This window comes from Pseudoalteromonas sp. SG44-1 (genome assembly GCF_014164315.1).
GTDB classification, from domain to species: Bacteria; Pseudomonadota; Gammaproteobacteria; order Enterobacterales; family Alteromonadaceae; genus Pseudoalteromonas; species Pseudoalteromonas rhizosphaerae.
The window spans coordinates 22,478-37,020 of record NZ_JACJEW010000043.1 but is presented as its reverse complement, the minus strand read 5'-3'; the positions used below and the strand labels follow the sequence as shown (position 1 = coordinate 37,020).

Below are 14,543 nucleotides of genomic sequence, written 5' to 3'. Positions count from 1 at the left end.
GGAGCGTTATCGATTGATGCGAAATCTTTAGCAACACCGCCGTATACTTTTGCAAGTACGTTAGTGATTGCTGCAGTTAGGGTAGTTTTACCGTGGTCAACGTGGCCGATTGTACCTACGTTTACATGCGGTTTTACGCGTTCAAACTTTGCTTTTGCCATCTTAAAAAATTCCTATAAAGAAATTAAAGGTTCAGTCCACTGTGGACCAAACCGAGCTAAAAATTACTTAACAGCGCGAGCTGTAATTATTGTGTCCGCAACATGTTTCGAGGCTTCAGCGTACTTCAAAAACTCCATAGAGTATGAGGCACGGCCTTGTGTTGCAGATCGTAGATCAGTAGCATAACCAAACATTTCAGAAAGCGGAACCTGGGCGTTAATTAATTTAAGTCCACCTAGCGCATCTTCCATGCCTTCGATCATACCGCGGCGACGGTTTAAGTCACCAACTACATCACCCATGTTTGCTTCAGGAGTGAGTACTTCAACCTTCATCATTGGCTCTAATAGTACAGGGTCTGCTTGTAGCGCACCTTGTTTCATTGCCAGTGAACCCGCTATTTTAAATGCCATTTCATTCGAATCTACATCATGGAATGAACCATCATATAAAGTCGCTTTCACACCAAGTAATGGGTAGCCTGCCAGCACACCTTGAGACATTTGCTCTTGGATGCCTTTATCTACCGCAGGGATGTATTCTTTTGGAACTGAGCCACCTACGGTTTCGTTAACGAACTCGTAAATTGGGGCTTCATCATCCGAAATATCCATCGGTTCAAGTTTAAGCCAGACATGACCATATTGACCACGTCCACCTGATTGACGTATGAATTTACCTTCAACTTTAACAGTTGAACGAATAGCTTCACGGTAAGAAACCTGCGGCTTACCAACGTTACATTCAACACTGAATTCACGTTTCATACGGTCGACAATGATATCAAGGTGAAGTTCACCCATACCAGAAATAATAGTCTGGCCTGATTCTTCGTCAGTTTGTACGCGAAAAGACGGATCTTCTGCCGCTAGTTTACCTAGCGCGATACCCATCTTATCTTGGTCAGCGATTGTGCGAGGCTCAACCGCAACAGAGATAACTGGTTCAGGGAATTCCATACGCTCAAGCGTAATAATAGAATTCGGATCACACAGTGTTTCACCTGTTGTTACGTCTTTGAGACCAATAGCCGCCGCAATATCACCTGCGTAGACTTCTTTGATCTCTTCACGTGAGTTTGAATGCATCTGAACGATACGGCCAAGACGCTCACGCTTACATTTTACTGGGTTGTATACCGCGTCACCCTGTTTAACAGTACCAGAGTAAACACGGAAGAAAGTTAAAGTACCAACGAACGGGTCTGTTGCAATTTTAAAAGCAAGTGCAGCAAACGGTGCGTTGTCATTAGCTGGACGTTCTTCCTCAGTACCATCTTCAAGGATACCTTGAATTTGTTTCACTTGTGTTGGTGCAGGCATATATTCAATAACGCCATCAAGCACAGCTTGAACGCCTTTATTTTTAAATGCACTACCACATGTAACTGGGACGATTTCGTTAGCCAATGTACGCTGACGCAAAGCATTTTTAATTTCTGCTTCGCTCAGGTCTTCACCTTCCAAATACTTATCCATTAGTTCTTCAGATGCTTCAGCAGCGCTTTCAACTAAGTTCGAGCGCCATTCTTCAGCTAAATCTTGAAGTTCTGCCGGTATTGCCTCATAGGTGAAAGTCATTCCCTGGTCTTCATCATTCCAGTTAATCATTTTCATTTTTATGAGGTCAATAACACCTTTAAAGTCGTCTTCAGCGCCTACTGGTAGCTGAATTGGAACAGGCGTTGCTCCAAGACGAGATTTCACCTGGCCAACAACCGTTAAGAAGTCAGCGCCAGTGCGATCCATTTTATTTACGAAGATCATTCTCGGAACTTCGTATTTGTTCGCTTGACGCCAAACTGTCTCAGTTTGCGGCTGTACACCAGATGAAGCACAAAGCACAACTACCGCACCATCAAGTACACGTAAAGAACGTTCTACTTCAATAGTGAAATCCACGTGCCCTGGAGTATCAATGATATTGATACGATGAGCGTCAAATTGCGCGTCCATCCCTTTCCAGAAACACGTTGTTGCAGCAGAAGTGATTGTGATACCACGCTCTTGTTCCTGCTCCATCCAGTCCATAGTTGCGGCGCCATCATGTACTTCACCGATCTTATGAGAAAGACCTGTGTAGAACAGAACACGTTCTGTTGTGGTGGTTTTGCCTGCATCTACGTGAGCAACAATACCGATATTGCGATAGCGCTCAAGTGGAGTTGTACGTGCCATAAAATCCTCTTAAAGGTTAAGGACAGATTACCAACGGTAATGTGCGAATGCTTTATTCGCTTCAGCCATACGGTGAACGTCTTCACGTTTCTTAACCGCAGTGCCTTTGTTGTCAGCAGCGTCAACAAGTTCTTGAGCTAAACGTAAGCCCATAGATTTCTCGCCACGCTTACGTGCAGCGTCTACTAACCAACGCATACCTAATGCGTTGCGACGTACTGGACGTACTTCTACTGGTACTTGATACGTTGAACCACCAACACGGCGAGATTTAACCTCAACCTGTGGACGGATGTTTTCAAGTGCAGTTTCAAAGATTTCAAGGTGCGATTTGCCTGATTTCTCAGCAGCCACATCTAGCGCACCGTAAACGATTTTTTCAGCAGTAGATTTCTTGCCGTCTAACATTACGATGTTAACGAATTTTGCAAGAAGTTCCGATCCGAACTTAGGATCTGGAAGAATTTTACGTTGACCTATTACGCGTCTTCTAGGCATTTTGTATCTCCGGTTTATTCAGGTTTGCTCTTTCGAGTCAATCACCCAAAACAATAATTAAAAATATTTAGTGCTTGGCCTTACTAACGGAATACAATTAGCCTTTAGGGCGTTTTGCACCGTATTTAGAACGAGCTTGACGACGGTCGCTAACGCCTGCACAGTCAAGTGCACCACGAACAGTGTGAAAACGCACACCTGGTAAATCTTTAACACGACCACCACGGATTAGGATTACACTATGCTCTTGAAGGTTATGACCTTCACCACCAATGTATGAAGTTACTTCGAAACCGTTAGTTAAACGTACACGAGCTACTTTACGTAACGCCGAGTTTGGTTTCTTAGGTGTAGTTGTATATACGCGAGTACATACACCGCGCTTTTGCGGACACGCTTTAAGCGCAGCTGAGTTACTTTTCGTAACCTTGCTACGACGTGGCTTACGCACTAGCTGGTTAATAGTTGCCATTTAAATAGCTCCTGAAATTAAAATTACTACTGAAAAAAATAAAAAAATCCGCCCTTTATTTACAAGCTCGTACCAAACGTGCAGGTAAATGGGTGGCGGAATTTTAATGAGCAAAGATTGAGCTGTCAACCTAAACCGTTAGCAAGGCAGTAGATAACTGCCTTGCAAAAACCTAATCTATTGATTAAGTTAGATTTATTGATTTCCAGATAAATCCGCGTTTAAAGCATCAGTTAGCGCTTGAGTTGCCTCTTCTGCACTTACTGTTTGCTCTTCAACTACAACTTTGCTCTGCTTACGACGAGCCATACGTTCTTGATGATACGCAAAACCGGTACCGGCTGGGATCAAACGACCCACAATTACGTTTTCTTTCAGACCGCGAAGTTCATCGCTCTTACCATTTACAGCGGCTTCAGTTAGGACACGAGTTGTCTCCTGGAACGAGGCTGCCGAGATGAAAGATTCTGTGGCTAGTGATGCTTTAGTGATACCCATTAATTGGATTTCATATTTAGCAGGTAACTTGCCTTGAGCTTCTAAGTCGCGGTTTGCGATATTAACGCGTGCCACTTCAATTTGCTCACCGGCTAAGAATTCACTATGGCCGCCGTCAAGGATCGTACACTTACGGATCATTTGACGGATAATTGTTTCAATGTGCTTGTCATTGATCTTAACGCCTTGCAAACGGTAAACCTCTTGCACTTCGTTAACGATATAGTTAGCAACATGAGTCACACCACGTAGGCGTAAGATGTCATGTGGTGATTCAGGACCATCGGCGATAACTTCACCTTTAGACACTTGCTCACCCTCAAACACGTTAAGTTGACGCCACTTAGGGATCATTTCTTCGTAATGATCGCCTTCAGCTGGAGTAATAACTAAACGCTTCTTACCTTTAGTCTCTTTACCGAAGCTAATCGTACCGGTGATCTCAGCTAAGATAGCTGGCTCTTTCGGTTTACGCGCTTCAAATAAGTCGGCTACGCGTGGTAGACCACCCGTGATATCACGAGTTTTCGAACCTTCCTGCGGAATACGTGCTAACACGTCACCTGGGTTTGCCGTTACACCGTCTGTTACTTCAATCGTAGTGTATGAAGGAAGACGAGTTTCTTGCAGACCGCGCTCTTCACTTTCGATGATAAGCTTCGGCTCTTTCGCATTTATCTTAGCAAGATCTTTAACAACTACACGGGTTAAACCAGTTAGTTCATCAGTCTGTGCTTCAGTGTTTGAGTCATCGATATCGCTGAACGATACTTTTGACTTATGCTCAAGAACGATTGGGTGACTATGCGGGTCCCAAGTAGCAACGATGTCGTTACCTTGAACTTCCGTATTGTCTTGTACTGTTAATACCGCACCGTAAGGTACTTTATAACGCTCTTTCTCACGACCATGGCTATCGATGATAGTGATTTCAGTAGAACGAGAGGTAATAACAATCTTACCGTCAGTGTTTAATACATATTTTGCGTTATGAAGCTTCAATGTACCGTTAGTTTTAACTTGTACATTGTTTTCAGCAGATGCTCTTGATGCTGCACCACCGATGTGGAAAGTACGCATCGTAAGCTGTGTACCCGGCTCACCGATTGATTGTGCCGCGATAACACCTACTGATTCACCCGCGTTGATGATATGACCACGTGCAAGGTCACGACCGTAACACTTAGCACATACACCAAAGTCGTTATCACAGGTGATAACTGAACGTACGCGAACCTCATCTACTGAGTGCTCTTCTAAAAGATCACACAGTTTTTCGTCAAGCATGATATTACGCTCTACAAGTACTGTATTAGTACCAGGGATCACAATATCTTCAGCAACAACACGACCAAGTACACGTTCGCGAAGTGCTTCTACAACGTCACCACCTTCAATAAGCGGTTTCATTGTTAAGCCATCTTCTGTGCCACAATCGTCTTCGTTGATTACCAAATCTTGTGCAACGTCTACTAGACGACGCGTTAGGTAACCCGAGTTCGCTGTTTTCAGTGCTGTATCGGCAAGACCTTTACGCGCACCATGCGTTGAGATGAAGTACTGAAGTACGTTTAGACCTTCACGGAAGTTAGCGGTGATTGGCGTCTCGATGATTGAACCATCTGGACGTGCCATTAGACCACGCATACCTGCTAGCTGACGGATCTGAGCGGCACTACCACGAGCACCAGAGTCGGCCATCATAAACACTGAGTTAAATGACGGTTGCTCTTCTTCTTCACCTTGGGCATTGATAACCGTGTCTTTTGACAAGTTGGCCATCATTTCACGTGATAAGTTTTCATTTACACGTGACCAGATATCGATAACTTTATTGTACTTTTCACCAGCCGTTACAAGACCTGATTGGAATTGTTGGTTGATTTCAGTTACTTCAGCTTCAGCTGCTTCGATAATTGATGCTTTTATCGGTGGGATAACTAAGTCATCGATACCGATTGAAACACCTGACTTCATTGCGTAGTGGAAACCGGTATACATAACTTGGTCAGCAAAGATAACTGTATCTTTAAGACCAAGACGACGGTAACACTCGTTTAATAAGCCAGAAATTTGTTTCTTACCTAGGGCCTGATTGATTGACGAAAACGGCATGCCTTTTGGTAAAATAAGAGACAAAATTGCACGACCAACAGTTGTATCGATAACAGTTACAGTGTCTTCTACTACACCATTTTCGTTTTTAACTGATTCGCTAATACGTACTTTCACGCGAGCGTGAAGGTCTGCATTACCGCTGCGGTATGCTTTTTCTGCTTCTTTTGGATCTTTTAAGATCGCGCCTTCGCCTTTCGCGTTGATGCGGTCACGGGTCATATAATATAGACCCAATACAACGTCCTGTGATGGAACGATGATTGGCTCACCATTCGCAGGAGATAAGATGTTGTTTGTTGACATCATCAATGCACGAGCTTCAAGCTGCGCTTCAATCGTTAGCGGTACGTGTACCGCCATTTGGTCACCATCGAAGTCGGCGTTGTAGGCCGCACATACTAATGGATGCAAATGGATTGCTTTACCTTCGATAAGCACAGGTTCAAACGCTTGGATACCCAAACGGTGAAGTGTTGGTGCACGGTTAAGTAATACTGGATGTTCACGAATTACTTCGTCTAATACATCCCATACTTCCGGAACTTCACGCTCTACCATTTTCTTAGCAGCTTTGATTGTCGTAGCCATGCCGCGACGCTCTAGTTTGCCATAGATAAATGGTTTGAATAGCTCAAGTGCCATCTTCTTAGGAAGACCACATTGGTGAAGCTTAAGTGTAGGACCAACTGTGATTACAGAACGGCCTGAATAATCTACACGCTTACCAAGTAAGTTCTGACGGAAACGACCTTGCTTACCCTTGATCATATCAGCAAGAGATTTAAGCGGACGCTTGTTAGAACCTGTAATTGCACGACCACGACGACCGTTATCAAGTAGCGCATCAACCGCTTCTTGTAACATACGTTTTTCGTTGCGTACGATAATATCCGGTGCAGCTAAATCTAGTAGACGTTTAAGACGGTTATTACGGTTAATAACACGACGGTAAAGGTCATTTAGATCAGAAGTCGCAAAACGGCCACCATCAAGTGGTACTAATGGACGTAGATCAGGTGGCAATACTGGAAGTACTGTCATGATCATCCACTCAGGGTTATTACCTGACTGGTGGAACGATTCCATTAATTTAAGACGTTTAGTGATCTTCTTACGCTTAGTTTCAGAGTTAATTGTTGGTAACTCTTCACGCATTTCAGCAATTAATTGCGCAAGATCGAGTTCACGAAGCAAGTCTAATACTGCTTCAGCACCCATCTTCGCTTCAAACTCATCACCGTGCTCTTCTAGTGCATCTAGGTATTCTTCTTCACCTAATAGCTGACTACGCTCAAGCGTCGTCATGCCAGGCTCAGTTACTACGAATGATTCGAAGTAAAGAACACGTTCAATATCACGAAGCGTCATATCAAGCATTAAGCCAATACGTGACGGTAATGATTTTAAAAACCATATATGTGCAACTGGGCTCGCAAGGTCGATGTGACCCATACGATCGCGACGCACTTTAGTGAGTGTTACTTCAACGCCACACTTTTCACAGATCACACCACGGTGTTTAAGACGCTTATATTTACCACATAAGCATTCATAATCTTTCACTGGACCGAAAATACGGGCACAGAATAAGCCATCGCGCTCAGGCTTGAAAGTACGGTAGTTAATAGTCTCAGGTTTCTTTACTTCACCGTATGACCATGAACGAACCATGTCTGGTGAAGCAAGACCAATGCGAATTGCATCGAATTCTTCGGTCTTATTTTGTTGCTTCAGAAACTTAAGTAAGTCTTTCACCTTAGCTCTCCTGTCGGAGTTAATCTTGAGGACGGATGATTTCGTCCCTACATTCTATTCGGCCGTAACAGATGCTGCAGGCTAGCTGCAGCATCTAATTGGCTTAATTTTCTTCCAACTCGATGTTGATACCCAGTGAGCGGATTTCTTTCAACAATACGTTGAACGATTCTGGCATACCTGGTTCCATTTTATGGTTACCATCAACGATGTTTTTATACATCTTAGTACGACCGTTCACGTCATCCGATTTCACTGTTAACATTTCTTGTAGAGTGTAAGCGGCACCGTATGCTTCTAGTGCCCATACTTCCATCTCACCGAAACGCTGGCCACCGAACTGTGCTTTACCACCCAGCGGCTGCTGAGTAACAAGGCTATAAGAACCAGTAGAACGCGCATGCATTTTGTCATCAACTAAGTGATTCAGTTTCAGCATGTACATGTAACCAACAGTTACTTGACGTTCAAACTGATCGCCAGTACGGCCATCATAAAGTGTAACCTGACCACTACGAGGGTAGCCAGCTAGCTCAAGCATGTCTTTGATTTCGCTTTCTTTCGCGCCATCAAATGCAGGAGTAGCGATTGGTAAACCACCTTTTAAGTTTTCAGCCAAACGACGAATTTCGTCATCTGTGAAGCTAGCAATGTCTACGAACTGACGAGATTCACCAATTTCGTATGCTTGCTTGATGAAGTCACGTAGCTCATGAAGCTCACGTTGTTCTTTCATCATTTCTTCAATACGCTCACCAATACCACGAGCAGCTAGACCCATATGTGTTTCAAGGATCTGACCGATGTTCATACGTGATGGTACACCCAGCGGGTTAAGTACGATATCAACAGTACGACCTTTATCATCGTATGGCATATCTTCTACTGGTACGATAGTCGAGATAACACCTTTGTTACCGTGACGACCCGCCATTTTATCACCTGGTTGGATACGACGTTTAACAGCTAGGTATACTTTAACAATCTTAAGTACGCCTGGTGCTAAGTCATCACCTTGGGTAATTTTACGACGTTTGTTTTCAAACTTTTTATCGTATTCAGCTTTTAGCTCATCGTACTGGGCTGCTAGTTGCTCAAGTTCAGCTTGCTTATCTTCTTCAGCAAGGCTTTGAGTTAGTAGCTTCTCAGCATTCAATGACGCTAATCTATCTTCATCTTGACCGGCTGCGATAAGTAACTTACGAGCACGATCTAACACGCCTGCTTCAAGAATACGGAATTCTTCGTTAAAGTCTTTTTTCGCGTCACGAAGTTGCATTTCTTCAACTTCTAGCGCGCGCTTGTCTTTTTCAACACCATCACGGGTGAAGACTTGCACGTCAATTACAGTACCTGTTACAGAGTTTGGTACACGTAATGAGCTGTCTTTAACGTCAGACGCTTTCTCACCAAAGATAGCTCGTAGTAGCTTCTCTTCAGGAGTTAATTGCGTTTCGCCTTTCGGAGTCACTTTACCTACTAGGATATCGCCGCCTTTAACTTCAGCACCGATATAAACAACACCTGATTCATCAAGCTTGCCTAGTGCAGATTCACCCACATTCGGGATATCTGCAGTGATCTCTTCAGGACCTAACTTAGTATCACGGGCAACACACTGTAGTTCTTGAATATGGATAGTCGTTAGACGATCTTCTTCAACTACGCGCTCTGATAGTAAGATTGAATCCTCGAAGTTATAACCGTTCCATGGCATGAATGCCACGCGCAAGTTTTGACCAAGGGCTAAGTCACCTAAGTCAGTCGAAGGACCATCTGCTAACACGTCACCACGAGTAACCGGTTCGCCAACCATACAAGTTGGTTTTTGGTTAATACATGTGTTTTGGTTAGAACGTGTGTATTTGGTTAAGTTGTAGATGTCGATGCCCGCTTCACCAGGGATGCGTTCTTCTTCATGTACATTAACAACGATGCGACTTGCGTCAGCATACATTACTTCACCACCACGTTTAGCAACAATCGTTACACCAGAATCTTTCGCTAGTGTTAACTCAATACCAGTACCTACTAACGGTTTGTCCGCTTTCAATGTTGGTACTGCTTGACGTTGCATGTTTGAACCCATCAATGCACGGTTAGCATCATCGTGTTCTAGGAACGGGATAAGTGCTGCCGCTACAGAGATCACCTGTTGTGGTGATACATCCATATATTGCTGGTCCATGCGACCCATAAAGGTAGATTCACCTTTGTGACGACATGGGATTAATTCATCAACAAACTCATTGGTTTCAGTTAAGTTTGAGTTCGCCTGTGCGATAACAAACTGACCTTCTTCAATGGCTGATAAGTAATCAACTTCATCAGTTACTACACCGTCTACCACTTTGCGGTAAGGTGTTTCTAAGAAACCATAGTCATTGGTACGTGCGTACGTAGACAATGAGTTAATTAGACCGATGTTTGGACCCTCAGGAGTCTCGATTGGACATACGCGACCATAGTGAGTTACGTGAACGTCACGTACTTCAAAGCCAGCGCGTTCACGTGTAAGACCACCCGGCCCTAATGCAGAAATACGACGTTTGTGCGTCACTTCTGATAGCGGGTTATTTTGGTCCATGAACTGTGATAACTGAGACGAACCAAAGAACTCTTTAACTGCTGCCGAAATAGGCTTAGCGTTAATAAGATCTTGTGGCATGATCGCATCTAGGTCACCTAAGCTTAAACGCTCACGTACCGCACGCTCTACACGTACTAAACCTACACGGAACTGATTCTCAGCCATTTCGCCAACACTACGAATACGACGGTTGCCTAAGTGGTCGATATCATCAACATCGCCTTGACCGTTACGAATAGAAATTAATACTTTCATAACAGACACGATGTCTTCTTTGCTTAATGTGCCTGGGCCTGTGTCAGTGTCATAACCAACACGGCTATTGAACTTCATACGACCTACAGTAGATAAGTCATAACGTTCTTCAGAGAAGAACAAGTTCTCAAATAAGGCTTCAGCCGCGTCTTTCGTCGGTGGCTCGCCTGGGCGCATCATGCGATAAATTTCTACTAGTGCTTCTAAGCGGTTAGTGCTTGAATCAATACGTAAAGTATCAGAAATATATGCACCGCTGTCCACTTCATTGATATATAGAGTATCAATTTTAGTGTGACCTGCTTTAACCAATTCAGCCATTAACTCTAAAGTTAATTCATCATTCGCGTTTGCAATCACTTCACCCGTTGACTCATCAACGTAGTTTCTAGCAATTACACGGCCAATGATATACTCATGGGGTACTTCTAAATGGCTAATGCCTTTTTTCTCAATGCTCTTGATATGACGCGCTGTTACACGACGGCCAGACTCAACGAACACTTCACCGTCTTCACTTTTTATATCAAAGGCAGCGGTTTCACCACGTAAACGTGATGGCACAAGTTCCATAAGAACTTTACCGTCAGTTACTTCAAACGCAGTGGTTTCGAAGAAGATGTTTAAGATCTCTTCTGTCGTGTACTCAAGTGCACGCAACATGATTGACGCCGGTAATTTACGACGACGGTCAATACGTACATATAAGTTATCTTTTGCATCAAACTCAAAATCTAACCATGAACCACGGTATGGGATAACACGTGCGTTATAAAGCACTTTACCTGATGAGTGAGTTTTACCGCGGTCGTTATCAAAGAATACACCAGGGCTACGGTGTAGCTGAGAAACGATAACACGCTCTGTACCATTGATTACAAAAGTACCGGTATCGGTCATGAGCGGAATTTCGCCCATGTAAACTTCTTGCTCTTTAATGTCTTTAACTGTGCCTGGCGCTTCTTTATCCATCACCACAAGGCGTAGTTTTACGCGAAGTGGAGCAGAATAAGTCACACCGCGAATTTGACATTCTTTTACATCGAAAACTGGCTCACCAATACGATAACTTACGTATTGAAGCTCAGAATTTCCCGAGTAGCTTTTGATTGGGAACACAGAACGGAAGGCAGCTTCCAAACCATGATCGCCATCAGCGTCCGGCACTAAGAATTTTTTAAACGATTCTAACTGCGTTGACAGTAAGAAAGGTATATCCAAAACTTGTGGACGTTTACCAAAATCCTTACGGATACGTTTCTTTTCAGAATAAGAGTAAGCCATGGGGTTCCTCAGCTTGCTGATCTTTGACCCGACCTGTTCTTGTAAGAACAGACTTAACTGGCATCTAAGCCAAGATTGTACAACATTTAATTGTTGTTCCAATTAGCTCCCACTTTAACACTAGCAAACTATAAAGCGTTGAAAGTAAAGAGAAAATTAGATTTTATTTGAGCTATAGGAATACATCGCTCTATAGCGCAAAAAGGCCGGTGATTAAATAATCACCAGCCCTTGCCTGATTTCTCAGACAGCGAACTTAGCAAAAGCTAAATTACTTAACCTCAACTTCAGCACCAGCTTCAGTAAGGTCTTTAGCAAGAGCTTCAGCTTCTTCTTTAGATACACCTTCTTTAACAGGTGTAGGAGCAGCTTCAACAAGAGCTTTCGCTTCTTTAAGGCCTAGGCCAGTTGCGCTACGAACAGCTTTGATTGCCGCAACTTTATTAGCGCCAGCGCCAGTAAGGATTACGTCAAATTCTGTTTTCTCTTCAGCAGCTTCAGCAGCAGGACCTGCTACCATAGCAGCTGCAGCAGTTACGCCGAATTTTTCTTCCATTGCTTCAACAAGAGCAACAACGTCCATTACTGACATTTCAGCAATTGCGTCAAGGATTTGGTCTTTAGTTACAGACATTACAAATTTCCTAATAATTAACGGACTCTAGGTCCAAAAAAATTTTACACCGAAAGATTGATTAAACAGCTTAAAATTAAGCAGCTTGCTCTTCTTTCTGTACACGTACTGCTTCAATTGTTTTACACAATTTGCCAGCAGACGCTTCTTTCATAGCGCTCATTAAGCGTGCAACAGCTTCGTCGTATGTAGGTAATGTAGCAAGCATTGCTGCATCAACAACATTTCCTTCAAAAGCGGCCGTTTTAAGCTCAAATTTCTCGTTCTTCTTTGCAAAAGCAGAAAAGATACGCGCAGCAGCACCTGGGTGCTCTGATGAGAAAGCGATTAAGCTTGGACCAACAAATGAATCAGAAAGGCACTCAAACTGTGTTCCTTCAAGAGCACGTTTTGCTAAAGTGTTACGGACAACTTTCATCCAAACACCATTTGCACGAGCTTCTTTACGAAGGGCAGTGATTGCGCCAACTGTTACACCACGAGAATCTGCAACAACTGCAGATAGAGCACCATTGGCTGCTTCGTTGACTTCAGCAACAATTGCTTTTTTGCCTTGAAGATTTAAAGCCATGGGTGTTACTCCTGGTTTAATGGGTTACCGTACATCGGCTTCCCTGTTCTACTCTTCCCTACCAAACAAGATAGAGATGCTTTTTACGGCGAGAGCCAGAAGATTAGGAAAAATCTATCTGGGGATTCACACCGTCTACGTAGGTGAATATTAAGGCCGAAGCCACCTACGGTCTTGGACGGAAGCCCAATTTATCGTTTTGCCCGAAGGCGCACCGAAATTATGGACTTCAACCCGAATTCTTTACTTGTTGAGAAAACAAAATTTCTCAACAAAATGGCGCAAAATTATAGTATAAATTTCACGCCATGTAAACACTCAATTAAACAACAGTTGTTGTTAAAGTGCTTTGGTCAACAGAAACACCTGCGCCCATTGTTGTAGAGATGGTTACTTTCTTAACGTAAACACCTTTTGCTTGTGAAGGCTTAGCCTTCTTAAGCGCAACAATTAGCGACTCAAGGTTTTGTTGAAGTTGCTCAACTGTGAAATCAACCTTACCAATAGTAGTATGGATGATACCATTTTTGTCATTGCGGTAACGCACTTGACCAGCTTTAGCATTTTTAACTGCTTCTGCAACGTTAGGCGTTACAGTACCAGTTTTAGGGTTTGGCATTAGACCACGTGGGCCTAAGATTTGACCTAGTTGACCAACAACACGCATAGCGTCTGGTGATGCAACAACAACGTCAAAGTTCATCTCGCCTTTTTTAACTAGCTCAGCAAGATCTTCCATACCTACTAGTTCAGCACCAGCTTCTTTCGCAGCTTCTGCGTTAGCGCCTTGTGTGAACACTGCAACGCGAACGTCACGGCCAGTACCGTTAGGTAGTACAGTTGCACCACGAACGTTTTGGTCAGATTTACGAGCATCGATACCAAGGTTAACAGCAACGTCAACACTTTCTACGAATTTAGCTGTCGCTAACTCTTTTAAAAGAGCAACTGCTTCGGTGATTTCGTAATCTTTAGTCGCTTCCACTTTTTCGCGGATAGTACGCATACGTTTAGTTAATTTAGCCATTATCTTAGTCCTCTACGTTCAAGCCCATCGCACGCGCAGAACCTGCGATAGTGCGAACCGCAGCTTCTAAATCAGAAGCTGTAAGGTCAGGTTTCTTTGTCTCAACGATTTCTTCAAGTTGAGCACGAGTTACTGTGCCTACTTTTTCAGTGTTAGGACGGCCTGAACCAGATTTGATACCTGCAGCTTTCTTAAGTAAGTAAGCAGCCGGTGGCGTTTTCATGTCGAACGTAAATGAACGGTCGCCGTAAACAGAGATCACTACAGGAACTGGAGCGCCTTTTTCGATAGATTCTGTACGTGCGTTGAACGCTTTACAGAATTCCATGATGTTTACACCGTGTTGACCTAGTGCTGGACCTACTGGAGGACTAGGGTTAGCCATACCAGCAGCAACTTGTAGCTTGATTAGAGCTTCAACTTTCTTAGCCATTATAAATACCTCATTAGGTGGGTCTTAGCCTTGTGCGCGCGAGGACGCGTACTCTAGCGGCTTCCCAGT

10 protein-coding genes are annotated in these 14,543 nt (G+C 43.6%); all 10 read right to left on the bottom strand.

All coding sequences use genetic code 11. The features are described from left to right. Positions 1–161: GTP-binding protein (locus H5187_RS17440; RefSeq protein WP_246175643.1), on the bottom strand; the 161-nt coding region annotated here is incomplete at its 3' end. Positions 162–224: 63 nt separating this feature from the next. Further along, complete coding sequence (gene fusA, locus H5187_RS17435) at positions 225–2,339, bottom strand: elongation factor G (RefSeq protein ID WP_145238305.1); 2,115 nt, start codon at positions 2,337–2,339, stop codon at positions 225–227. A gap of 27 nt (positions 2,340–2,366) precedes the next feature. Then, positions 2,367–2,837, bottom strand: a complete 471-nt coding sequence (rpsG, locus tag H5187_RS17430) for a 30S ribosomal protein S7 (RefSeq protein WP_016710546.1) — start codon at positions 2,835–2,837, stop codon at positions 2,367–2,369. Positions 2,838–2,934: 97 nt separating this feature from the next. After that, entirely contained in the window at positions 2,935–3,309 is a 375-nt protein-coding gene (rpsL, locus tag H5187_RS17425; protein ID WP_002958885.1) for a 30S ribosomal protein S12, read from the bottom strand. Positions 3,310–3,504: 195 nt separating this feature from the next. After that, complete coding sequence (gene rpoC, locus H5187_RS17420) at positions 3,505–7,680, bottom strand: DNA-directed RNA polymerase subunit beta' (protein ID WP_145238302.1); 4,176 nt, start codon at positions 7,678–7,680, stop codon at positions 3,505–3,507. 103 nt (positions 7,681–7,783) lie between these two features. Continuing rightward, on the bottom strand, positions 7,784–11,809 hold the full coding sequence (gene rpoB / locus H5187_RS17415) for a DNA-directed RNA polymerase subunit beta (protein WP_145238299.1): 4,026 nt from the start codon (positions 11,807–11,809) through the stop codon (positions 7,784–7,786). 271 nt (positions 11,810–12,080) lie between these two features. After that, on the bottom strand, positions 12,081–12,443 hold the full coding sequence (rplL, locus tag H5187_RS17410; RefSeq protein ID WP_064668694.1) for a 50S ribosomal protein L7/L12: 363 nt from the start codon (positions 12,441–12,443) through the stop codon (positions 12,081–12,083). A 76-nt stretch (positions 12,444–12,519) separates the two neighbouring features. Continuing rightward, entirely contained in the window at positions 12,520–13,014 is a 495-nt protein-coding gene (gene rplJ / locus H5187_RS17405) for a 50S ribosomal protein L10 (protein WP_145238296.1), read from the bottom strand. Between the two features lie 322 nt (positions 13,015–13,336). Continuing rightward, positions 13,337–14,041, bottom strand: coding sequence for a 50S ribosomal protein L1 (gene rplA, locus H5187_RS17400; RefSeq protein ID WP_145238292.1), 705 nt, complete (start codon positions 14,039–14,041; stop codon positions 13,337–13,339). A gap of 4 nt (positions 14,042–14,045) precedes the next feature. Beyond that, positions 14,046–14,474, bottom strand: a complete 429-nt coding sequence (rplK, locus tag H5187_RS17395) for a 50S ribosomal protein L11 (protein ID WP_008108462.1) — start codon at positions 14,472–14,474, stop codon at positions 14,046–14,048. Positions 14,475–14,543 lie beyond the last annotated feature (69 nt).